Origin of the sequence: Gordonia sp. CPCC 205333 (genome assembly GCF_048537885.1) — a bacterium.
Lineage (GTDB): Bacteria > Actinomycetota > Actinomycetes > Mycobacteriales > Mycobacteriaceae > Gordonia.
In genome coordinates, this window is record NZ_JBCLVI010000003.1 from 384,822 (window position 1) to 407,192 (window position 22,371).

23 protein-coding genes are annotated in these 22,371 nt (G+C 63.3%); 11 read left to right on the plus strand and 12 right to left on the minus strand.

Annotated features, from left to right (window positions below):
* Nucleotides 1–88: 88 nt before the first annotated feature.
* Complete coding sequence (locus AAFP29_RS12000; protein WP_419217595.1) at nt 89–817, plus strand: hypothetical protein; 729 nt, start codon at nt 89–91, stop codon at nt 815–817.
* Nucleotides 818–933: 116 nt separating this feature from the next.
* Entirely contained in the window at nt 934–2,028 is a 1,095-nt protein-coding gene (locus tag AAFP29_RS12005) for a DUF4192 domain-containing protein (RefSeq protein ID WP_419217596.1), read from the plus strand.
* 8 nt (nt 2,029–2,036) lie between these two features.
* On the opposite strand, the gene AAFP29_RS12010 is transcribed toward AAFP29_RS12005, so the two are convergent.
* Complete coding sequence (locus AAFP29_RS12010; protein WP_419217597.1) at nt 2,037–2,720, minus strand: iron dependent repressor, metal binding and dimerization domain protein; 684 nt, start codon at nt 2,718–2,720, stop codon at nt 2,037–2,039.
* A gap of 231 nt (nt 2,721–2,951) precedes the next feature.
* Between AAFP29_RS12010 and AAFP29_RS12015 the strand changes: the two genes are divergently transcribed.
* The 3 genes from AAFP29_RS12015 (at nt 2,952) to AAFP29_RS12025 (ending at nt 7,649) form a co-directional block, all read left to right on the plus strand.
* Complete coding sequence (locus tag AAFP29_RS12015; RefSeq protein WP_419217598.1) at nt 2,952–4,226, plus strand: acetoin utilization protein AcuC; 1,275 nt, start codon at nt 2,952–2,954, stop codon at nt 4,224–4,226.
* Complete coding sequence (locus tag AAFP29_RS12020; protein ID WP_419217599.1) at nt 4,219–7,053, plus strand: GNAT family N-acetyltransferase; 2,835 nt, start codon at nt 4,219–4,221, stop codon at nt 7,051–7,053. The genes AAFP29_RS12015 and AAFP29_RS12020 overlap by 8 nt, the downstream gene beginning before the upstream one ends.
* 92 nt (nt 7,054–7,145) lie before the next feature.
* Entirely contained in the window at nt 7,146–7,649 is a 504-nt protein-coding gene (locus AAFP29_RS12025) for a hypothetical protein (protein WP_419217600.1), read from the plus strand.
* Between the two features lie 110 nt (nt 7,650–7,759).
* Here the strand turns inward: AAFP29_RS12025 and AAFP29_RS12030 are convergent, their stop codons facing one another.
* A complete protein-coding gene (locus AAFP29_RS12030) occupies nt 7,760–8,749 on the minus strand; it encodes a sigma-70 family RNA polymerase sigma factor (protein WP_419217601.1) in 990 nt (329 codons plus the stop codon).
* A gap of 71 nt (nt 8,750–8,820) precedes the next feature.
* Nucleotides 8,821–9,249 carry a DUF3099 domain-containing protein gene (locus tag AAFP29_RS12035; protein ID WP_419217602.1) on the minus strand — a complete coding sequence of 143 codons (429 nt, stop codon included), beginning with the start codon at nt 9,247–9,249 and terminating at the stop codon, nt 8,821–8,823.
* Nucleotides 9,250–9,346: 97 nt separating this feature from the next.
* Here AAFP29_RS12035 and AAFP29_RS12040 point away from each other — a divergent pair, with 97 nt between their 5' ends.
* Nucleotides 9,347–9,607 (plus strand): DUF3039 domain-containing protein, encoded by a 261-nt coding sequence (locus AAFP29_RS12040; protein WP_419217603.1) that lies wholly within the window; start codon nt 9,347–9,349, stop codon nt 9,605–9,607.
* 21 nt (nt 9,608–9,628) lie between these two features.
* On the opposite strand, the gene AAFP29_RS12045 is transcribed toward AAFP29_RS12040, so the two are convergent.
* The gene (locus tag AAFP29_RS12045) at nt 9,629–10,834 is read right to left on the minus strand and encodes a YihY/virulence factor BrkB family protein (RefSeq protein WP_419217604.1); all 1,206 of its coding nucleotides are present in this window, start codon (nt 10,832–10,834) and stop codon (nt 9,629–9,631) included.
* Between the two features lie 91 nt (nt 10,835–10,925).
* Here AAFP29_RS12045 and AAFP29_RS12050 point away from each other — a divergent pair, with 91 nt between their 5' ends.
* Complete coding sequence (locus AAFP29_RS12050; RefSeq protein WP_419217605.1) at nt 10,926–12,638, plus strand: DEAD/DEAH box helicase; 1,713 nt, start codon at nt 10,926–10,928, stop codon at nt 12,636–12,638.
* Nucleotides 12,639–12,701: 63 nt separating this feature from the next.
* Here AAFP29_RS12050 and AAFP29_RS12055 read toward each other — a convergent pair whose 3' ends face one another.
* From AAFP29_RS12055 to ppgK, 4 genes are all read right to left on the minus strand, one after another.
* On the minus strand, nt 12,702–12,908 hold the full coding sequence (locus tag AAFP29_RS12055) for a DUF7455 domain-containing protein (protein WP_419217606.1): 207 nt from the start codon (nt 12,906–12,908) through the stop codon (nt 12,702–12,704).
* Nucleotides 12,909–13,095: 187 nt separating this feature from the next.
* The gene (locus AAFP29_RS12060; RefSeq protein ID WP_419217607.1) at nt 13,096–14,184 is read right to left on the minus strand and encodes a DUF5685 family protein; all 1,089 of its coding nucleotides are present in this window, start codon (nt 14,182–14,184) and stop codon (nt 13,096–13,098) included.
* Nucleotides 14,185–14,253: 69 nt separating this feature from the next.
* Nucleotides 14,254–15,687 (minus strand): RNA polymerase sigma factor, encoded by a 1,434-nt coding sequence (locus AAFP29_RS12065; RefSeq protein WP_419217608.1) that lies wholly within the window; start codon nt 15,685–15,687, stop codon nt 14,254–14,256.
* Nucleotides 15,688–15,881: 194 nt separating this feature from the next.
* The gene (gene ppgK / locus AAFP29_RS12070; protein WP_419217609.1) at nt 15,882–16,655 is read right to left on the minus strand and encodes a polyphosphate--glucose phosphotransferase; all 774 of its coding nucleotides are present in this window, start codon (nt 16,653–16,655) and stop codon (nt 15,882–15,884) included.
* A gap of 123 nt (nt 16,656–16,778) precedes the next feature.
* On the opposite strand from ppgK, the gene AAFP29_RS12075 reads away from it, so the two are divergent.
* Nucleotides 16,779–17,672 (plus strand): inositol monophosphatase family protein, encoded by an 894-nt coding sequence (locus AAFP29_RS12075; RefSeq protein ID WP_419217610.1) that lies wholly within the window; start codon nt 16,779–16,781, stop codon nt 17,670–17,672.
* Nucleotide 17,673: 1 nt separating this feature from the next.
* Here AAFP29_RS12075 and cei read toward each other — a convergent pair whose 3' ends face one another.
* Entirely contained in the window at nt 17,674–18,390 is a 717-nt protein-coding gene (cei, locus tag AAFP29_RS12080) for an envelope integrity protein Cei (RefSeq protein WP_419217611.1), read from the minus strand.
* 431 nt (nt 18,391–18,821) lie between these two features.
* Between cei and AAFP29_RS12085 the strand changes: the two genes are divergently transcribed.
* The gene (locus tag AAFP29_RS12085) at nt 18,822–19,121 is read left to right on the plus strand and encodes a DUF4193 domain-containing protein (protein WP_419217612.1); all 300 of its coding nucleotides are present in this window, start codon (nt 18,822–18,824) and stop codon (nt 19,119–19,121) included.
* Between the two features lie 59 nt (nt 19,122–19,180).
* Here AAFP29_RS12085 and AAFP29_RS12090 read toward each other — a convergent pair whose 3' ends face one another.
* The gene (locus tag AAFP29_RS12090) at nt 19,181–19,639 is read right to left on the minus strand and encodes an SRPBCC family protein (RefSeq protein ID WP_419217613.1); all 459 of its coding nucleotides are present in this window, start codon (nt 19,637–19,639) and stop codon (nt 19,181–19,183) included.
* Nucleotides 19,640–19,739: 100 nt separating this feature from the next.
* Nucleotides 19,740–20,285, minus strand: coding sequence for a DUF3093 domain-containing protein (locus AAFP29_RS12095; protein ID WP_419218083.1), 546 nt, complete (start codon nt 20,283–20,285; stop codon nt 19,740–19,742).
* A gap of 14 nt (nt 20,286–20,299) precedes the next feature.
* Here AAFP29_RS12095 and dut point away from each other — a divergent pair, with 14 nt between their 5' ends.
* Together dut and AAFP29_RS12105 are read left to right on the plus strand one after the other, a co-directional pair.
* The gene (dut, locus tag AAFP29_RS12100) at nt 20,300–20,803 is read left to right on the plus strand and encodes a dUTP diphosphatase (protein ID WP_419217614.1); all 504 of its coding nucleotides are present in this window, start codon (nt 20,300–20,302) and stop codon (nt 20,801–20,803) included.
* Nucleotides 20,804–20,824: 21 nt separating this feature from the next.
* On the plus strand, nt 20,825–21,616 hold the full coding sequence (locus AAFP29_RS12105; RefSeq protein WP_419217615.1) for a DUF3710 domain-containing protein: 792 nt from the start codon (nt 20,825–20,827) through the stop codon (nt 21,614–21,616).
* On the opposite strand, the gene AAFP29_RS12110 is transcribed toward AAFP29_RS12105, so the two are convergent.
* Nucleotides 21,613–22,317, minus strand: coding sequence for an alpha/beta hydrolase (locus AAFP29_RS12110; protein ID WP_419217616.1), 705 nt, complete (start codon nt 22,315–22,317; stop codon nt 21,613–21,615). The two genes, AAFP29_RS12105 and AAFP29_RS12110, sit on opposite strands and share 4 nt — an antisense overlap.
* Nucleotides 22,318–22,371: the final 54 nt, after the last annotated feature.

The window sequence follows — 22,371 nt, forward strand, 5'->3', positions numbered from 1 at the left end:
GAGTAATCGGTGTGTTGTTTCCCTCCAACGCACCGAAGGTGTGGCTGATTCCCGGACTGAGCGACGATTGCTGGCAGACTTGTTTGCTGTGATCGCTGAACGTGGACGTATGGCCTGGCCATTGGTGGCTGCGCTGGCGATGGTCGTCACACTGGGAACAGCGTGCAGCGTTGACGGTGCCTCGCATCCAGATATCAGCGCTCGAATGGTCGACGCGGCTGACTTTCCGGCGGGCCTGACTCCGACGACTGTCGTCGGCCCAGCTCGTGCCGCTCTTGTCTCCGATGTGGTGGGCGATGTTCAGGGCGGCAGGGTCGAACCGGACAGTTGCGCTCCGACGCCGCTGTCGTCCAATCCCGCCGACAGCGCGGCGATGGTTGCCCAGTTGTCCGCATCGTCGGTGCTGCCCGGCACTCTCACTGTAGTGACGACGCGCGTGAGCACACCGCTATCCGACCTCGAAAACCAAGTCGGACAGTGTAAGTCCTATGTGCGCACCAATGCGGCGGGAGCGTCGTCGACGGTGCGGCAGACGATCATCGACCTCGCAGAGCCATCGATCCCCGGTGTCTCGACCCTCGGGATCGCGCGGACGCAGACCACCGGCGGCAGTGCGACTGGCGGCCAAGGTGAGTCCGCGGTCGGGGTCGCGTCGAAGACCTATGTGGCTCAACGCGATGGCGTACGGGTCTATGTGGTCTACCGCGGTGTCGCGACGACAGACGCGGCGAATGCTGAGCCGACGCAGGTGGCGTCGGTGTCGACGCCGGACCTTGACGCACTATTCGTCAAGGCGGTTTCGGCGTCATTCGCCTGACGTTTCTCACGCATCGCTCCAGGCAAATTTGTGGATGACGACGCTAGCTGTGGACGACACGCCGTCGTCGTGAAAACGACTCTTGCGCAAACGGTTTCGCAGCTCATTATTGGGCGATGACGATATTTGACACCAATCGGGCACTTGCGGCCAATGTGCTACTCGACGCCATTGGCGGACTGATCGGATTCATGCCGGAGCGGTCGCTGGTTCTCGTCGCATTCGACGACGACGGCACGATCGACTCGACGATGCGACATGACCTGCTACTGGACGCCGCCGGCGTGGCCCGGCCGGAGTTCATCGGCATCGTGGACAATTTGGCAGCGATCTGCCGCCAGTACGACACGGCGGCGGTGATCGCGGTCGTCATCGATGATCGCTATTCGCCCGACTCGCCGGAGATCGCCGCCGTCGTGGAGCAGATCGCGGCCCCCTTCGCGGCAGTCGGCGGACTCGCGGCCGCCTACGCGACCAGCGAGTATGCGGCCGGCAGCAGGTGGCATACGGTACTGACCGGGCCGCCGACACCGTTCCTCGCGCCGCCGCCGCGTGTCGGCGCGCTGGCAGATCCGTCATCATCGCCGACCGCATTGGACCGAGCGTTCCGGCGCGGCCGCCCGGTTCTGCGCAAGCGGGCCGAGATGACTCAATTGCTCGTCGAGAAAACCCACTGCGATGACCCGGACTGTTCCGCCGACGGCTTGATATCGCTGTCCCGCGCGACTCGGGAGGAGCAGGCTGACTTGCTCGCCTTTGCCTACGATGCCGTCGCCGCGTTGGCGAACGGACCGGCGCCACGCGTGGGGAAGGTTCAAATACCTTGTGCCGCAATGGCAACCTGGCATCGCGCGATCACCGACGTACACGTTCGTGACGCGCTATTGGTTTTCGCTATCACCGATCTTCGTGCGCAAGCCGAACAGATGTGGCGAGAACTGACCCAGGTCTTGCGCGGTCGCGGCCGCGCGAGTGCGGCAACTATGCTCGCCCATTTGCACTACATCGCGGGCGAGGGTGCCTTCGCCGGGATAGCTCTCGACGTCGCTCTCGGCGCCGACCATGAGTGGTCGTTCGCGATCTTGCTCGACCGCGCGTTGCGGGCCGGACTACGCCCGGCCCTGCTACGGGAACTCATCGGGGACTCGTACCGGATTGCCGAGGCACTTGGCGTCACAATGCCCGGGCCGACGTTGCCGGTCGCGGGCTAATTACGCCGCTAGACCTTCTCGACGAAGATCGAATGCGCCATCTCGGTCGAGAGCACCAGCCCCTCGTGGCCCGGCGTGTTGATCGTGTAGGAACGGGGAGAACCGCTGATTGTGACACGCGCATTTGGCACCACGCCTGCCTCGCGCAGACTGGCGATCAGTTCCTGGTCCGATTGTGCGTGTTCGGAAAGCCGCCGAATCACGACAGCGACGGCATCGCCCTGAGGGAGGTCCGATACTCGGCAGGCCGAGTCGACGACTGCGACACTTTCAACACCGAGTAGTTCCAAGCCGGGAATCGGGTTGCCGTAGGGGGAAGTGGTGGGATTTTCCAGCACATTGACGAGTCGGCGTTCGACGCTTTCGCTCATGACATGTTCCCAGCGGCATGCCTCGTCGTGCACCTCGTCCCACGGGAGGCCGATGACATCGACGAGCAGACGCTCGGCGAGACGGTGTTTGCGCATGACGGCGATGGCCAGTTCGCGGCCTTTGTCAGTCAGCTCGAGTTGACGGTCACCTGCGACATGCAGCAGTCCGTCACGTTCCATCCGCGCGACCGTCTGCGACACGGTGGGGCCGCTCTGTTCGAGACGTTCGGCGATCCGCGCGCGCAACGGAACGATGCCCTCTTCTTCGAGGTCATAGATTGTGCGCAAATACATTTCGGTGGTATCGACCAAGTCGTTCACGTCGCCCCAGTTCCCTTTCGTGGCAGCACTGCACGCTCCTGAGCTACCAGAGTACTACTAGCGCGGCGCAGTCCGTGGTGAGGTTATCGCGGTGTCGCACAGAGCCGATGGTCGTTCGGCGGCGTTACCAACGTCCCAAGATGAGAATTCGAAAGTGCACCAACAGAATCCGACGCACGGCAACCTATCTCGTGACAATGCCCTAGCCTGATCAGCGTGGTATATCCAGGCGTGAGTGACGACGACAGCGGGCCGGGCGCGAGCGATGCCGCGGTGATCTGGAGCGAGGGCTACCTGTCCTACAAGTGGGCCTACACACACCCGATGAATCCGGTGCGCCTGGCCTTGACGGTCTCCTTGGCGCAAAGTCTCGGGGTATTCGAGGGCGTCGATCCGATCCCGCCGACCGACATTGACGATGAAGCATTGACGGTAGTGCATACCGCCGACTACATCGACGCGGTGCGTGCTGTCGGGTCGGGGACGGCGGCATTGTCGGGACCACTTCTTGAGCGGCTGTTCGGCCTTGGTGACGCCGACAATCCAATATTCGACGGGATGCACGAAGCATCGCGACTGCTGGTCGGCGGCACCCTGGCCGCAGCACGCGCCATCGCGAATGGATCGGTGCGTCGCGCGGTCAACATCGGCGGCGGTATGCATCACGCGATGCCCGCACGTGCCGCGGGTTTTTGTGTGTACAACGACTGTGCGGTCGCCATCAAATGGTTGTTGGCCAACGGATTCGACCGGATCGCCTACGTTGACATCGACGCTCACCACGGCGACGGCGTGCAGTTGGAATTCATCGACGACCCTCGGGTGATGACAGTGTCGTTGCATCAGCATCCGGCAACTTTGTGGCCGGGAACCGGTTGGTCGAGTGAGGTGGGCGACGGAGCCGCCGCGGGTACCTCGGTGAACTTGCCACTGATGCCCGGTGTGTCAGATCGGTTGTGGCTCAGGTCATTTCACAGTGTGGTGCCGTCAGTGCTGGAAGCGTTCAAGCCGCAGATCCTGATTAGTCAATGTGGCGCGGACAGTCATCGCGCCGACCCGTTGACCGACCTGTCGCTCACCGTCGACGGACAGCGTGCCGCGATCTACGCGATGCGCGATCTGGCCGACCGTTACTGCGACGGTCGATGGCTCACTGTTGGCGGTGGGGGATATGGCGTGATCAACGTGGTGCCGCGGATCTGGACCCATCTGATTGCCGCCACTCTGGGACGCAGCATCGAGCCGGCGACTGTTATCGGCGACGAGTGGTTGGCTGGCGCGCGAACCATCGCCGACGACGTGCACTCGGACTATTCACGGCCGCCGGAAACGACGATGTCAGATGGCGGTGATGTGAAATACCAGTCATGGGATGGTGACACCGGCCAGCCGCCGCCCGACGGCATCACCGAGAAGTCCCAAGCGCAGACCGACCGCTCGATTCTGGCCACCCGACGTGCGGTCTTTCCACTGCACGGACTTGATCCGGAGGATCCGCGTGACTGACAGTGCAGCCGAACCCACCGCGCAGGTCCCGGCGGGCGAGGCCGACGACGTGACTCCGGCGATTCGGCAGGCGTGGTCATATCCCCGACACTGGATCGCCGACGTCCTGGCGTCCGATGGCGGCGTGGTTCATCTGCGGCCCATCGTGCCGGACGACGCGGATCGCGTCGTCGAATTCCACAGCAAACTCTCCGAACGAACTCGGTACCTGCGGTATTTCGGGCCGACACCGACTCTTTCTCCGCGCGAGATCGCCCGCACGACCACCGTCGACCATCAGCAGCGCGTCGCACTCGTCGCCGAACTTGGCGGCGAGATCATCGCCGTTGGCATCTACGAAGGACTTGGCGAGACGGGGAAGCCGGGGTCGGCGGAGGTGGCGTTCGTGGTGGCCGACGAACATCAGGGTCGCGGTCTCGGGCCGATCCTGCTCGAACACCTCGCCGGTGCCGCGGCGGAGAACGGCATCACCCGGTTCGAGGCCGAGGTGCTCAGCGAGAATCCGAATATGGTCGTTGTGTTCCGCGACGCCGGCTATCAACTGACCCGGAGCTTCGACGGATCGACTGTGCACGTGGAATTCCTGATCGACCCGACCGAGGCACAGCGATCGGTGCGGAACGCGCGTGAACGCGCCTCGGAGGCACGCAGCGTTGCCAACCTGCTGCGGCCGCGATCGGTGGCGGTCATCGGTGCGTCGACCGATCCGGGCAAGGTTGGTAACACGCTCCTCGCCAATATCGCTTCGGGTGGATTCACCGGTCCGATCTATCCGGTCAACGGACCGGGACACGGCCCCGATACTGGCGCGCTTGACCTCCGTGTGGGTGAAAAGCCCACCGCCGCAAGGACTGCTGGTCCTCGACGGTCCAGCGGCGCAACTGAGGAACGTCCGAAATCGGTGCGCGGAATCCGCGCCTATCCGACGGTGCGCGATATTCCCGACCCGGTTGATCTTGCCGTAGTCGCCGTGCCCGCTGCTTTGGTTGACAGCGTTCTCGACGACTGTCTCGCCAAGGGGGTGCGGACCCTCGTCGTCGTATCCGGCGGTTTCGCCGAGAGTGGTGACGAAGGGCTGGAGAACGAGCGCCGAATGGTCGCGCAGGTTCGCGAGCACGGTATGCGGCTGGTGGGCCCCAATGCCCTCGGTGTCGCCAACAATGATCCCGGAGTCGCGCTCAATGCGACTCTGGCGCCCCGTATTCCGGCGACCGGTCGGGTTGGCTTCTTCTGTCAATCCGGCGCGTTGGGCATCGCGATCCTCGACACCGCCGCCCGGCGGCAACTCGGCTTGTCAACATTCGTCTCGGCCGGAAACCGGGCCGATGTGTCCGGCAATGACTTGCTCCAGTACTGGGACACCGATGAAGCGACCGACGTGGTGCTGCTGTACCTGGAGAGTTTCGGCAACCCGCGAAAGTTCTCCCGGATCGCGCGGCGGGTCTCGCGGAGCAAACCGATCGTCGCGGTGAAGACGGGGAGCGGGGCGATGAGTCAGATGCGCGCCGAGCGCGCGTCGCAGGCATCCTTCGACGACAAAGTCGCACAAATGGTGCTCGAGCAAGCGGGTGTCATCCAGGTTGAGACGATCTCTGAATTATTCGACAGCGCAACTCTTTTCGCGTATCAACCCTTACCAAGGGGGCCGCGCACCAGGGTGATCGGCAACTCGAGTGCGCTAGGTGCGCTGGCCGCCGACGTGGCACGTCACTCCGGTCTCGACGTGGTCGATGTCATCGATCTCGGCCCGGCTGCGGCTCCCGGCTCATTCCAGAGCGCAGTGAGTGAGGCGGTCGCCGACGACGGGATCGACTCGGTGATCGTGGTCTTCGTTCCGCCGGTGGAAGTGCACGGCGAGGAACACGCACGCGCCCTCGTCGCCGCAGGATCGGGTAGCGGCAAGCCGATCGTGTCGACCTTCCTCGGCGTCGAGGGCATTTTGCCGATGCTGTCGGTTTTCGGTCCGCACGGAACTCCGGTTCGTGGTTCGATCCCGTCGTATTCGAGCCCAGAGCGCGCAGCCCGAGCACTGGCCAGGTCATGGCAGTACGCGCGGTGGCGCGAGCGGCCCGAAGGCGAGATCATCCGACCCGACGGCATCGATCCCGAAGCCGCACGCACTGCGATTCTGTCGCGGCTGCCTGCGTCAGGGGAGACCATCGCCCTCAGCGACGTCGAATCAGCTGCGATACTCGCGCATTACGGTGTGCGTGTGGTGCCGTTTCGGGTGGTCGGTTCGATGCACGAGGCGTCGGCCGCTGCGCGGGAACTCGGATTCCCGGTTGCGGTCAAGGCGACGTCGAAACAGTGGCGTGGCCGGATGGATCGGGAGGGTGCGCGACTCGACCTCCCCGATGCGACAACGGTGGTGACCGCATTCGCCGAGCTGACCGAACTCACCGGCGACACGGCGTTGCACGTGCAGAAGATGGCGCCCAAGGGCGTTGGAACGGTGATTCGGGCATCGGACAATCCGGCATTCGGTCCAGTCATCTCGTTCGGATTGTCCGGTGCAACTTTCGAACTGCTCGGTGATATCGGCTATCGCGCCGTTCCGCTGTCTGACGTCGACGCCGCAGAACTTGTCACGACGCCGCGTTCTGCTCCGCTGCTCACTGGTTATCGTGGTGGCCCGACGGTCGACCAAGACGCGTTAGCTGAACTGCTGCAACGCATTTCCACTTTCGTGGACGACATTCCAGAGGTTCGCGAGGTAATCTGCGACCCGATTCTGGCAACGCCCGATGGTGCCGCCGTCTTGTCGGCGACAATCCGGATCGGGCCGGTGCCGAGCGCGGTCGACGCTGGGCCGCGACGACTGGCGTAGCGGCGTGCTTCTCATTGCCCACAGCTTCAGACCCGATATCGGCACTGATACTCTCCGGCGCGACGACATTTGGACAATTCAGAGGGGCGGACATGAAATTTCGACGAGGATTCGTGGCGGCAGTGTTGGTTGCAGGGGTGGGTTCCGGAATGGTCGCGTGTTCAAGTTCGGACAGCGATTCGAATACCGCGTCTACACCGGCAGCTGACACACCATCGATCGTTCCCGCGGGTGAGTTGTGCGGGGCACTCGATGCGAAGGCACTAAGCGGTGCTGTCGGTACGGCGATAGTTGTCAGCCAAGCTGACGCCGGTCGATGCCAAATCGGGTCGTCGACCGAGCCAACCAATGGTTTTGTTGCCTATGTGTCGACGACGGATTCCGTAGCGCGATACATGCAGCTGGCGGTAAAAGACACGACCGCAACACCCGTCGCAGGGTTGCCCAATTCTGGCGCCGCATTCGACGGTCATTCGGCGTGGGCCGCGGTATCGGTCAAAGGTGGCTTGCTTACAGTCAGTTTGACCGGCACCTCCGTTACGGCGGAAACCGCGGGCGCGACTCTCAAGACTGCTTTCGACACCGTGAAACGGTAGTTCGGCTGGCCTTTTGCCGAGCCGGAGTTCGGGTCGAGTACGGACAAAGCGAGCCGACGCACTACGAGAAACTCTCGTAGTGCGTCGGCTCGTTGAATGTCTGTCGCGAACTAGCTCGCGTAGGCACGCAGTCGTTCGGCGCGATCGCCTTGGCGAAGTTTCACCATGACCTCCCGCTCGATCTGGCGAACACGCTCGCGGGACAAGCCGAAGAGTCGGCCGATCTGGTCGAGGGTGCGCGGCTGACCGTCATCGAGTCCGAAACGCATCCGAATGACCTGCTGTTCGCGTTCGTCGAGGGTGCCGAGAACGGTGCGCACATCCGAATGAAGGAGACCGGCGATTACCGCGTTCTCCGCGGAGGTGGCCTCGGCGTCTTCGATGAAGTCTCCCAATGGTGCTTCCTCGTCGGTGCCCACCGGCATGTCGAGACTTACCGGGTCGCGACTGTGGTCGAGGAGATCGGCGATCTTCTCAGCCGGGATACCGGACTCCGCGGCAAGTTCGTCGTCGGTAGCCTCGCGGCCCAACTGCTGGTGAAGCTCCCGCTTGATACGCGCCAGTTTGTTGACCTGCTCGACGAGATGCACGGGCAGGCGAATGGTGCGGGACTGATCTGCCATGCCGCGGGTGATTGCCTGACGGATCCACCATGTGGCGTAGGTGGAGAACTTGAATCCCTTGGCGTAGTCGAACTTCTCCATCGCACGGATCAGGCCGAGATTGCCTTCTTGGATCAGATCGAGCAGTGGCATGCCGCGGCCGGTGTATCGCTTGGCCAGCGAGACGACCAGACGTAGATTGGCCTCCAACAGATGGGCCCGAGCAGCTTCGCCTTCGCGGATGATCTGAGCGAGGTCGCGCTTTTTGACCGCGGACAGACGTTTGCGGGTGGCGAGAACATGTTTCGCGTAGAGGCCGGTTTCGATCTGCTTGGCGAGTTCGACTTCTTGCTCGGCGTTCAGCAGGGCGGTACGGCCAATGCCGTTGAGGTACACGCGTACCAGATCAGCGGAGGGAGATTGCGCATCGAGATCTTGTTCGGTCATCGCCGGTCGCTTGGTGGCGGTCGGGGTTGGGCTAACTGACGTGCGAGACATGCGGCCTCCTCCATCGTGTGCGTTCTTAGTGGCTCAACGAGGAGGTGGCGCCGAAAGTTCCCGGCGTATTGTCAGGATTTATCGTCGCTGGCCGGAGGGTGTTTCTCGAAATCGAAACTGAAATCGACGTCGGCGTCAATCGTAGGTCCCGGTGCCCCCGCGTCGAAGGCCGAACTGCTCAGTGCCCGCGAGTCGGTGCTCGAATGATCGGCGTGCAGATAGTGTGCGACCTCACCGCGTTTACGGGGCGGGCGATCGTTGGCGATCAAGACCGCAACCCACGGCAGCGGTATGGACACTGCAACTATTGCGAGGGCGATCCAGCCGTTCTGCGTGATGCTGTAGGCGATACCCGCACCGACCAGCGCGGGGACCCGAAAAGCCATGATTGCGAGGTATTTACGCACTCGTGCGCGGTGCTGGTCATCGAGTCCGGTCGCGGCCCCGGTGATCAGAAACGTCTCGGGGGCATCCCGATGTCCGATACCTGAGTGGCCCATAGCTCCACTGTCCCACTTTCGGGTAGCGAATGCACGGCCGGGGTTGTCAGTACGGTTCGAGGTCGATCGTGGCGGACCGGTCGGGCAGAATGGAGCTATGGGAACACAGACAATCGAACGCCCCGATGTCGACGTCGATGATTTGCCCGACACCGACGCCACTGACTCTGACGACTCAGATCGCCCCAAGGTCTTCCATTACGTGAAGAAGAACAAGATCGCCGAGAGTGCGGTGATGGGTACCCACGTCGTAGCGCTCTGCGGTGAAGTCTTTCCGGTCACTCGGTCGGCCAAACCGGGGTCGCCGGTCTGTCCTAAATGCAAGAAGATCTACGCGCGGATGAAAAAGGGCGAGTAGCGCCCGCCACTCGTCTGCTGGTCAGGCACCGGGCGGCGCTGGTCGCGCGTTCTTTTCCCGTCTTTCGGGTGAGCGCGCGCTCACGCCGTCTCGCCTGAGTCCCAGGCGGGACCCACCGCTCGGCAGGTGCCGGATTCCTCCGGTGATTTCGGCGGTGGTGTTGTGGACCCATTCTTTGACATGCACACTCGCCGCCGGTTTGGCCGGCCAGATGGTCTGGATGGCGGCGTTGAACTCGGCACCCAGCACCACTGCGAAGCCGAGGAAGAAACAGAACAGCAGGAACGCGATCGGCGTCGCCAATGCACCGTAGGTGTAGCCCGACCGGGTAACCGCGGTCAGATACAGCCGCAGGATGTAGCTGGCGATCCAGAACACGATCGCGGCGAGCACCGCGCCGGCGATGAGGCGATGCCACGGGAGTGGAGTGGGCAGAGCGAGATGGTAGAGCGTGGTCAGCATCGCGACCAGCAAAGCAGCTACGAGTGGAAAGTATCCGACGTCGATGAGGGTAGAGACGAACGAGCCCCACGAACTAGGCACGATCCGTTGCAGGTATGTCGGACCGACGGCGACGAGCGGTAATACGAAGACCGCGGCGAATAGGAAGCCGATGTAAAGAAACAGAGCAAAGAACCTCTGCCACACCGGGTTTCGGACTTCGTGCTGATTGTGCGCATGAACGATGGACGCCACGAAACAGGACACCGCCGCCGATCCTGCCCAAAGTGACAATACGAATGCGAGTGACACCACACCGACCCGACCACGGCCGAGGACATCGTTGACCGTCGGACCGATCAGATCGTTGACGACGCTCTCGGAGAACGTGCGGTTGGCGAAGGCGATGATCCGTTCGTGGATGACCGCGACCGTGTCCGGCCCGAACCATCCGCTGACGTAGCCGATACTGCCGAGCAGACCGAGTAGCAGGGGAGGTAGTGACAGTGCCTGCCAGAACGCGGCCTGCGCGGCCCAGCCGATTATCCCGTCGTCGAAGGCGCCGACTGTGGTGCGCCAGACCAGTTTCGGGAGATTGCGGAATACCGGTTCACGGACGATCGGGTCAGTCGGCGTGGAGTCTGAACGGTCGATATCCGGCGAATCGGCTTTGGGTAAATCGGACGATCCCGGCGCGGGATCGCCTCGACGCCGGCGCCCGGGTGGCGGGTCGTCGGGCAGTGGAGCCGGATTGCGCGTGCGTGTAGTGATCCATCTAGCATCCACGATCGCGGCGACGCGCGCGTGCTCAGGTTCGCCGTGTCGTACAAGCCGGTTAGAATAGTGCTCGATTCTAGGGCAGGAGCGGAACTCTTTCGTGAGCGAAAAACCAGCTGCTCCGTCGTTGCGAGCGTGGCAGCGTCGGGCGTTGACCAAATACCTGTCGACTAAACCGCGGGACTTCTTGGCCGTTGCGACACCGGGCGCAGGTAAGACGACGTTCGGACTGCGGATAGCCGCCGAACTTTTGGGCGATCGCACGGTGGACACGATTACCGTTGTGTGTCCCACCGAGCATCTCAAGCACCAGTGGGCGTCGGCCGCCGCGCGAGTCGGCATTGCGTTGGACCCCAATTTCAGCAACTCGGTTGGGCAGACCAGTTCGGATTTCGACGGCGTCGTGCTGACATATGCACAAGTCGCGTCGCATCCCTTCAAACATCGGGTCCGCACCGAGAACCGTAAGACGTTGGTAATCCTCGACGAGATCCATCACGGCGGTGATGCGAAATCGTGGGGTGACGCGATCCGCGAAGCCTTCTCCGACGCGGAACGTCGGCTCGCGTTGACCGGAACACCTTTCCGGTCCGACGATTCGCAGATTCCGTTCGTCACCTACGAAGATGAGCCAGGCGGCGTCAAACGATCCAAATCCGACCATAGTTACGGCTATGCGGACGCGCTGCGCGACGGCGTCGTGCGGCCGGTCGTCTTCATGGCCTATTCCGGACAGGCGAGCTGGCGGACTAGCGCTGGCGAGGAATTCACCGCCCGACTCGGTGAGCCGTTGTCGGCCGAACACACCGCACGGGCATGGCGTACAGCACTTGACCCACACGGCGACTGGATTCCGGCGGTGTTGGGCGCGGCGCATCGGCGATTGCTCCAGAAGCGCGCGTCGGGTATCACCGATGCTGGCGGACTCGTCATCGCGACCGACCAGTCGACGGCTCGCGACTATGCCGAATTGCTGACCGAGATCAGCGGTCAGTCGGTGACGTTGGTGTTGTCCGATGATCCCGGCTCTTCCGATCGCATCGAGCAGTTCGCCACCTCCGACGCCGAGTGGATGGTCGCGGTTCGCATGGTGTCCGAAGGTGTCGACGTGCCGCGGCTCGCCGTCGGCGTGTACGCGACCAGCGCGTCGACGCCGCTGTATTTCGCTCAGGCCATCGGCCGCTTCGTGCGGTCACGACGTGCTGGTGAGACGGCCAGCGTATTCCTGCCGTCGGTTCCGGTATTGCTCGGTCTGGCCAGTGAGATGGAGGCGCAGCGCGATCACGTCCTTGGCAAACCGCATCGTGAGTCGGACGGTCTCGACGACGCCTTGCTGGTCGACGCCAACAAACGTAAAGACGAGCCGGGAGAAGAAGAGGCGGCGTTTCAGTCACTACATGCCGATGCCGAGCTCGACCAGGTCATTTACGACGGTGCGTCCTTCGGGACGGCGACGATGGCCGGCAGCGATGAGGAATCCGACTATCTCGGCCTGCCCGGTCTGCTCGATGCCAGTCAGGTCCGCGAATTGCTCGCGCGCAGGCAGGAAGAGCAACTCAATAACCGCAAGGTAGCCGCCTCGATGGGCGGTCATCCCGATGGTGCCGCGCCGAAGGCCACCTCAACTGGTGCGAATCTCGGCGAGCTGCGCCGCGAATTGAACTCGCTCGTCGCATTGCATCACCACCGCACCGGAAAGCCACACGGCAAGGTGCACAACGAGCTTCGCTCACGCCTGGGCGGACCGCCGACCGCCATGGCTACCGCCGATCAGCTAACTGAACGGATCAAGGCGCTGCGCGAGTGGCGGTGAAATGGCAACAGCGCCCGGAATTTCCGGGCGCTGTTGCCTGAAGTTGGTTTCGTTGGGCAGTGACTAGACGAGTTCGGCAGCCGACTGGTCGACGGTCGCGCCCAGTTCTACGAGCCGTGCTTCATGCTCGGTGAAGTGATGACGGCAGAAGAGCAACTCGCCGCCGGACGGAAGGCTGGCCCGTACCTTTGCTGCGGCGCTGCAACGATCGCAGCGGTCTGCGGCAGTGAGGGGCGTGAACACATCGGTGGTAGTGACAACAGATGACATGATTCCTCCGTCCCGGGCTAACACACCGCCAAGCGTGTCAGTCCCAACGTGAGTGCCACATCTGGGTTGACGTGACTCTCTTACTCTGTCAGACGATTCGCGTTCATGTTTTGTTCCCGGGCCCCGGGTGTGTCATGTCACACGCGATGTTTACTGTTCGCCTTCGACAGGGCCTGCGGATACAAGGTCAGCAGTCACACCCACAGTCGCAGCTGTCACAGCAGTTACAGCTGCTGCAGCAACCGTCGTCCCCGCAGCAGTCGCAGCAACTGTCGCAGCCGCAGTCGCATGATTCATCGAAGCAACGGTCGCGCCATCGCTCCTTCTGCTTCTCGTTCGGGGTTGGCAGATCGGTCGGATGGCCAAGGACGAGACCGTCGAAACCGTCCGGCGTCGGGGTGTCGGACGCGGAGACCGTCGCTGTATCGAAAACGCGGTGCAATGCATGATGCATGCCGCCAAGCAGTGTGATGCGTAACAGCCGGTCGTCATGCAGTGCGAGATCGTCGAATCGGCGCACGACCGCCCGATAGAGCCGAAGACAGTCCGCGCGTACCTGTTGGGTCGTGGTGCCGGTCTTTTCCAATGGGTTGAAGTCACCGCGACGTACATCTTCGGCGCGATCGGTGACCGCGTCGATCAGATGGGCGAAGGCGCCGAAGTCAGCTCCGATGTCGGCCAACGGCGCTCGGTTGGCCTCGATACCCGCCAGCTCTGCGCTCGCCGCGAATACCGCCGACGTCGAGCGTGCTGTTGGCGCGATGATCGCTGTGAGCGACTGACCGGTGAGTTCGGCCTGTGCCGACGCCGCCGGATCGGCGAGGAGCGCGTCGACGTCGACCAGAGGTGCCACGCCGCCGTCCGCCAGGGCACGGCGTCGTAGTAACGTCGCGGCGCGGCCCGCGGTCCACGACTGCACTCGGCTTTGTCGAGCCAAGCCGTGTTCCCGTTCGGCCACGACGTCGGCGGCCCTCGCGCTTGCGAGCGTCAACGAGGCCGTCGTACCGAGTCGGATGCCTAGATCGGATGCGTCGATGACGTCGGCGCGGCGCATCGCCCGCAGTGGGCAGGGGCCGGCCGTCCGCATGCTGGTCGATGAATCATGTTGTGCGGCAACAAGAATCGACAGCATGACGGCGTCAGTGTTGGTGATCGCGCGGTATGCCTGCCCATGATGGTCGCGTAAAGACAGGCAGAGTCCGCATAGGTGTGCGCGCCATTGATCGCGTAGATCGTCGTCGAGATGCCTCGTACACGGGCGCAGAATGCCGAGCATGAGGCATAACAATAACAACTCCGGTCGCCTCAACCGGGCGACCGGAGTTGTTGTAGTGCGATCGGACTATCAGTCCAGGTAGTCGCGCAGAACCTGCGAGCGTGATGGGTGGCGCAACTTGCTCATCGTCTTGGACTCGATCTGACGGATACGTTCGCGGGTAACCCCGTAGACCTGTCCGATCTCGTCAAGTGTGCGCGGCTGGCCATCGGTGAGACCGAAGCGGAGCCGAACGACCCCGGCCTCACGCTCGGACAACGTTTCGAGCACCGACTGCAGCTGATCCTGCAGCAAGGTGAACGAGACGGCGTCGACTGCGACGACGGCTTCGGAATCTTCGATGAAGTCACCGAGCTGGCTGTCGCCCTCATCGCCGATGGTCTGGTCGAGGGAAATCGGCTCACGCGCGTACTGCTGGATTTCCAGCACTTTTTCCGGCGTGATGTCCATTTCCTTGGCCAACTCTTCCGGCGTCGGCTCGCGACCGAGGTCCTGCAGCAGTTCGCGCTGGATGCGGCCGAGTTTGTTGATCACCTCGACCATGTGCACCGGGATACGGATGGTGCGGGCCTGATCAGCCATGGCGCGGGTGATGGCCTGACGGATCCACCAGGTGGCATAGGTGGAGAACTTGTAACCCTTGGTGTAGTCGAATTTCTCGACGGCGCGGATCAGGCCAAGATTGCCTTCTTGGATGAGGTCGAGGAATGCCATCCCGCGACCGGTGTAACGCTTGGCCAGCGACACCACCAACCGCAGGTTGGCCTCCAGAAGGTGATTCTTGGCGCGATTACCGTCACGGGCGACTTCGCTGTAGAGGCGACGTTGTGCCGGCGGCAACTTCTCGCCAGCCTCCATTATCCGCCGTAGGCGTTCGGCCGCGAACAGGCCAGCTTCGATCCGCTTGGCGAGTTGCACCTCTTCCTCGGCGTTGAGCAGTGCGACCTTGCCGATCTGCTTCAGGTACGCGCGCACCGAGTCTGCTGAGGCAGTCAGCTCGGCGTCTTTGCGGGCCTGGCGCAGCGCCTCGGACTCTTCCTCGTCCCAGACGAAGTCACCGGATGCCTTGTCGGCGGCCGTCGGCTCGTCGGATTCGGCTTCCTTGTCTTTATCTTTTGCCTTGTTCGCGCCCTTGGCAGGCTTGGCCGGCGTGGACTCCTCGGCGTCGTCGGCAAGATCTTCGGAAAGGTCGACATCGGTCAAGTCGGTATCCGGACCGTCCATGTCATCAATCGACGGTTCGTCGAGTTCGGTCGGGTCGACGCTATCGGAGCCATTGACGTCGCCGTCGGCGGCCGTGCTGGCGGCCTTCTTAGCTCCGGCCTTGCGGGCGGGTGCCTTTTTTGCGGCCGCTTTGCGGGCAGGCGCCTTTTTGGCGGCTGCCTTACGGGGAGCACGCTTGGCAGGTGCCTTGCGGGCGGTGGAATTGTCACCGGTCGATGACTCGGTGGCAGCCGAGTCGGCGGTGTCGGTTTCCGCCGATTGGGTCTTGGAGGCAGCCACGTACAACCTTTCGGACGAGCAGATGGGGAGTCGCGCCGGGGGTCGGTGGACCGCGCGGTGCGGGTGGGCTATTGGTGCGAAACGCACCGCTGACGAACATTGTAACGACACCTGAGAAAAGGTGAAGAAAAGCCCTGCTCGTGCCGTGTCGCGGGGCTCAACTCGGCTGTCTTAGGAGCCCGCCGACGCGCGATTCACACGCGTAGTCCGGCATCGACCGCCATCGCCGCGCCGACGATCCCGGCGGTGTTCAACAAAGTTGCCGGAACCACCGGGGTGTCGTTGGTTAGCAACGGAATCCATTTGTGTGACTTGCGGCTGATACCGCCGCCGGCGATGAACAGCGCGGGGGAGAACAACGCCTCGTAGGTTCGCAATACCTCAGACAGTTTTTCGGCCCACTTGTCATATGACCAGCCGTTGTCTTCCTTCACCTTCGACGACGCACGATGTTCGGCCTCTTTGCCGCGGACTTCGAGATGACCGAGTTCGGTGTTGGGCAGCAGCTGGCCGTGATAGAGGATTGCCGAGCCGATGCCGGTGCCGAGCGTCAGGAAGATGACCACGCCGTCGACCTCGTTGGACGCGTGACCGTAGCGGGACTCCGCCATACCGGCGGCATCGGCGTCATTGAGGACCGACAGTGCTCGGTCGCCCAGGTGACGGCCGAAGAGTTCGTAGACGTCGGTACCGATCCAGCCGTGGTCGATATTGGCCGCGGTACGCGCGACGCCCCCGGAAACCACCGCGGGCAATGTGATCCCAACCTGCCCGGGCCAGTCGAAATGGGCCACGACGTCGGCAACTCCCTGCGCGACCGCCTCGGGGGTCGCCGGCCGGGGGGTCAACACTTTGAAACGCTCGCCGATCAACTCGCCGGTGTCGAGATCTACGATCCCGCCCTTAATGCCGGATCCGCCGACGTCGATTCCGAAACTGCGTCGGGGCTCAGTTGTGTTGTCTGTCATGGCTTGTCGAGGCCTTTCGTTCACGGAACCGCACACTCACTGTGATCAGGCTAACGGTAAAACCGGAACGGTGAGCACAGCTCGGGATGACAAGCGGCCCTATCGCGATGACACACTGGATGCGTGACCGATTCCAGACAGCTCAGCACCGACGCAGACGATCTCGCACTCGTCGCCATTGAGCTTGCTCAGGCGGCCGCCGCGCATGTCCGCCGCCGACGACCCGAATTATTCGGCACCGCAACGGTTTACGAGTCGTCTGACGCGGCCAGTGGATCGGCTGCGGTGTCGACGAAGTCGACACCGACCGACCCGGTGACGCTTGCCGACACCGAAACCGAAACGCTAATCGCAGACCTGCTGACACAACATCGGCCGGGTGAAGAGATGCTCGGCGAGGAGGGCGGTGGGTCGCGCGAGATACCCAGCGGAGTGCGCTGGGTTGTCGATCCCATCGACGGCACGGTCAACTTCATGTACGGGATTCCGGCCTATGCGGTTTCGGTTGCCGCGCAGATCAACGGAGTCTCGGTGGCCGGCGCGGTCGTCGACGTCGCACGAGAGATCACCTATTCGGCGGCCTCGGGTGGCGGAGCGTATCGGCATAGCGGCGGTATCCGGGAGAGATTGCGGGTCAGCGGCATCGATGACGCGTCGCTGGCGCTCGTAGCCACCGGGTTCGCCTATGACCAGAACCGTCGCGCCGATCAGGCCCAGATCATCGCGGCGTTACTGCCCCGGATCCGAGATATCCGGCGCGTCGGCGCGGCAGCGCTTGATCTGTGCATGGTGGCGAGCGGCGCAGTCGACGCGCATATCGAACACGGACTGAGTCCGTGGGACTGGGCCGCGGGCGGCCTGATCGCCGCAGAGGCAGGCGCGGTGGTGACCCTGCCGCCAGCCAACTCGCGGGCGAGTGACGGTCACCCGACGATCGCGCTGAGTCCCGGTGTGGCGCAAGCGATGATGCGGGTTCTTGACGAGGTCGGCGCGCTCGTCGACCTGCCTGACCGATAGGTCAGCAGCTGGCCGAGTGAACGGCCTTGACGAGTGACGGGTCGACGCCGGTTTTGGGATCCTTGGGATCGGCCGAGCGCAATGCCTCGAGCGCGGCTTGCGCGTCCTGGCTCTGCTCGCGAGCTTTGTATTGTTCACCGAGGGCGACGTCGATGCTGGTTCCGGCGCGGCCGTCGTCGACGAGCTGGGCGCACGGAATCGCCAGCCATACCGCCGCCGCGCTGGCTTTGCCGGCCGGACCGAACCGAATCTGCGCTACGCAGTTGAGGTCCTGGTTGGGATAGAGCGGGTCGTCGCCGAACGCCGAATCCGGGGTCGGAGTGAATCCCTGGGCGATCAGATCGTCGGAGACTGTCCGGGCCGCGCCGCGAGCGGTCGACGCGTTGAGCACCCGCACCGAAAAAGTGGTGAGCGCGGCCGGCGCGACCGTCAGCATGTCGTCGCGGGAAGCCGCGGTGAGTTTGGGCGCGGCCGTCGATGCCGGAGCTGCCGCGGTGGTGGCCGGTGCCGGACCGGATGTACTCGGCGTGGCAACCGTTGGCTGATTGCAGTCGACCGCGACTGACTCGTCGTCGTTGCTGCCCAGTGCTACCGACCAGACGACTACACCGACCAGTGCGAGAGCGATGACCAGAATCAGCGCGGGTAGCACAGCGCGGCGGCGGAAGGGTCGTCCACGCCGGTCGGTTGCCCGACCGTGCGTAATGTTGCTCACCACGCGCTATGCCACCTTCGTTCGCGTTCTGCCACCGGGCGTCACTAGCTGGCCGGCGGGGGGTTGGTCGATATCCTCGACCACTCTAAAGGGTCCAGTGTCGGTGCGGCCGTCAGTCCCGCCCGTGTCGGGTGGGTGGAAACCTGACACGGCACACACCGTCGGCAATGTTGACCGACTGTCCACAGTGGGCTATATTGTGGCGCGCCCGGTCCAGGAGAAACGGCCCAGCAAGACTTCCATTCTGTGATAAACATCACCGCAATGGCCCGGATTGGCGGCAACAAATGCAGGGGCAGTGGCGTTGTAACACCGACCGGTGTACAAAACATCTCGTTCATCGGTCAGGCACAACGGCACCCGGCCACGAGTTGGAATGTGGCGTTGAACACGCGGCGACAGGCTGCGTGATGACAATGAATTAAGGCGGGAAAATGGCTACTGACTACGACGCTCCGCGTCGCACCGAATCCGAGGAGATCGGTGAGGATTCGCTGGAGGAATTGAAGGCCCGCCGCAGTGAAGCGCAGTCGGCGTCGGTCGACGTCGATGAGGCTGACACCGCGGAGTCCTTCGAACTGCCCGGTGCCGATCTATCCGGGGAAGAATTGTCGGTTCGGGTCGTGCCGAAGCAGGCCGACGAATTCACTTGTACGAGTTGTTTTCTCGTATACCACCGCAGCCGCCTCGATCATGAGAACGGCAGCGAGATGATCTGCGTCGACTGCGCCTGATCGGCGCGGTCGATAGGGGGAGGCGGCAGACTGGCGGCTCGCCGCCGGTTATTGCCGCGCTAGTCTTCCGTCGCTGCGGCTGCGCTCTCGACCTGCTTGGTCAGGGTGGTCTCGGTGGATCGGATCGCTTGTCCCACAACGGGTTCAACAATCGCAGCCAGGGCGCGACCGGCCAGCCCGCCGGGTAAGTTGTAGGTGAATTCGACGTCGACGGCGGTGCCGCCGCCCTCGGCGTCGGCGAAGCGCCACGTGGTTGCCGCGCTGATACCGTCGACAGATTCCAGCTTTATCAATTCGTTCTCCACCCACTCGGTGGTCTTCAAGGTGCTATGCAGCGATTTCGGCCCGATTTTCATCACCGCGTCAAAGGTCGAATCGAGTCCCTCGGTCTGATCGGTCAGCGGAGTGAACTTGGTGACGCCGAACATCCATGTCGGGACTGACTTGTAGTTGTTGACGTGCGCGAACGCGAGTTCACGCGGTGCGCTAGCGACTACCTGACGGCTGATGACGGTCATGTTGGACTCCTTGACTGTCGCTGACTACGCGACGGGGCGAACTTTGTGGCCAAGAATGCCAGATCCACTGTGGCGTGCGACATTGGGTGTTGCGAAGGGGTCAGTCCTGTTCGGTCTGCTTCGGTGCTGGCCGATGTCGGGCATCAACCAGATCCAGAGCGGCCAGAACCTGTTCGGGATGTCGGGTGGACACCAGCCAGTAGGGCGTTGGATCGTCGGGGTCGTCGAGCACGAGCAACACCATCGACTTCACCCACGCGCGGTGCATGAGATATGCGGCGGGGTCCAACTGGCGCCCGAGTGCCGCACTTTTGGCGGACGGCGGAACCGATGCCGCACGATCGATGACCGAGCGAGGAAGTGTCGCCTTGTCGGCGATCAATTCACCGTCAGCGGTGACGCGGATTCGTATCCGTCCCATCGACCACAACAGCCAGGCGATAAGTAGCGCCACGATGACGTACCCGGCGATACTCCACAACGAGCCGTGTGCGGCCAACGAAATCTCATAGCCGAGGACGCCGGTGACGACGGCTCCGGCGAGCCACCACCATGCGGGCACGTAGAGACGTTCGGAATAGACGTTGGCCGGCGACGGGTTGGTGGCCGCGTCGGACGGCGTTCGCGGGGATGACACTCGACCCAGCGTAGTCTGCGGGTGTGTCTAGCGAAATTTCACCGCAGTTGACTGCTCAGCCCCTTCGCGTCAAACGGCTTGATCGTGATCTTCCGTTGCCGGTGCGCGCGCATCCCGGCGATGCCGGTGTCGATTTGTTTTCGACCACGGATCTCGAATTGGCCCCTGGCCGACGGCAATTGGTGGGTACGGGTATCGCGATCGCGCTGCCGGTCGGCACGGTCGGTCTCATCCACCCGCGGTCCGGGCTGGCGGCGCGAGCGGGTTTGTCCATTGTCAACACGCCGGGAACCGTAGACGCGGGTTATCGAGGCGAAATTAAGGTTTGCTTGATTAATCTCGACCCCGACGAGTCCATCGTCATCGCGCGCGGCGACCGTATCGCACAATTGATCGTCCAGCGCGTGGAACTACCGGACCTCGTCGAGACAGACGAACTTGACGAGACCAGTCGCGGTGCGGGCGGCTATGGCTCCAGCGGAGGGCACGCGCGCCTGCATGAGGGCGCCGTTTCTCCAGGCGCCTAGAACAAGGAGGCAACAGCACAGATGGCAGCAACCGGCAGGACGGCTGATCAGCCGCAGACTCATTCGCTTGGCGATGCCGCGGGGCCCTATGACATCGAGTCGCTGACCAACAGTGACGAAGATCTTGCCCAGTCGCACCTCGACTTGGGTTCGGTGCTGGTCCCAGTGGTCGAAGGGGGGCAGGTCAGCGTCGAAATGACGATCGACCATCAGCCAGAGGCCGTCTACCTCATCACGCCGATCGGCCGCATTACCGTCGCCGCTTACGCGGCGCCGAAATCGCCGGGACAGTGGCGTGAGGTTGTTCGCGAACTCGCTGAGTCGATTCGCGCGGAAGGTGCGGCGACTCGGGTCGAGGATGGTCATTGGGGCCGCGAAATCGTTGCCGAGGTGCCCGGCGAAGTCCACCGCTTCCTCGGCGTCGATGGCCCGCGGTGGATGTTGCGATGTATAGCGAGTGGTCCGGCCGAACACGACGAACACCTGGCCCAGCTATCTCGTGCTGTGTTAGCCGAGACGGTCGTGCGACGTGGCTCGGACCCGTTCCCGCCGCGCGAACCGCTGCCGGTGGTATTGCCGCAGATCCTGGCGGACCAGGTCGCCTCAGCACAGCAAGAAATGGCCAGCGGCGGGGCATTTGCTCCCGATAACCTGCCGCCCGGCGTCGACGTGGATGACCTGTCGCCCCAGGGCGACGTGCCGTCCTATGTCGTCGACGAACAGGCTGTTGATGCCGTCGACGCTCCCGACGACGCGACAGCGCCACCGACATCCGGTTCGGCCCTGCAGCAACTGCGCCAGCGGAAACCTTAGGTCGTCAGTTCCAGCCATCCGTGCGCGCAACTGACGCCAAGTAATGACGCATCGGTGCCCCACGCGGTCAATGTCAGCTCGTGAACGGTCGCGCGCGGTGCGGCCAATGCCCAGTTGCGACCGACGTCGATCGGATGAATGAGATCGTCGGTGGCGACGGTGATCGCAAGCGGCAGGTCGAGGTCGGCCAGTTCGGCTTGCGTAGGGCCGACGAATGATGCTGCGGCGTCGAGTTGATTGATCAGATCGGGGTAGAGCCGTCGCCAGGAACGGTTCAACTCGTCGGCCAACCAGCTGGGGCTACCGGCGGTCATCGTGTCAATGGTGACCTCCAGTCCGTCCCGGCGCAGCGCGGCAGCTGTCGCCGACGCCGACGCCGCGGCGACGCTATCGCCTGGCGAGCCGGTCCACGGTGGTAGTGCGGCCAAGACTCCGGCGCAGGTCGGGGCATTGCGCAGCGCCCATGACGTCGCAATACTCGCGCCGATGGACACACCACCGACCAGGATTCTGCGGTGAGTGTTGGCAGCGACGTCGAGTGCATCGAAATAGCCGGTGACGAGATTCGCGGTGGGTTCCAGGGCGATCAATTCGATGCCGAGCATCGCCGCGGCGCGCCCGAAGGCGCGTTCGACATAGTCAGCGTCGGAGCCGGTGCCGGGCATTGCGACCAGGGCTCCGACGGGCGGGGAGGCAGCCATGTCATCAGATGATGCCCCGCCCGGTGGAGCGGTCGCGCGGCGAGGTCTACAGTG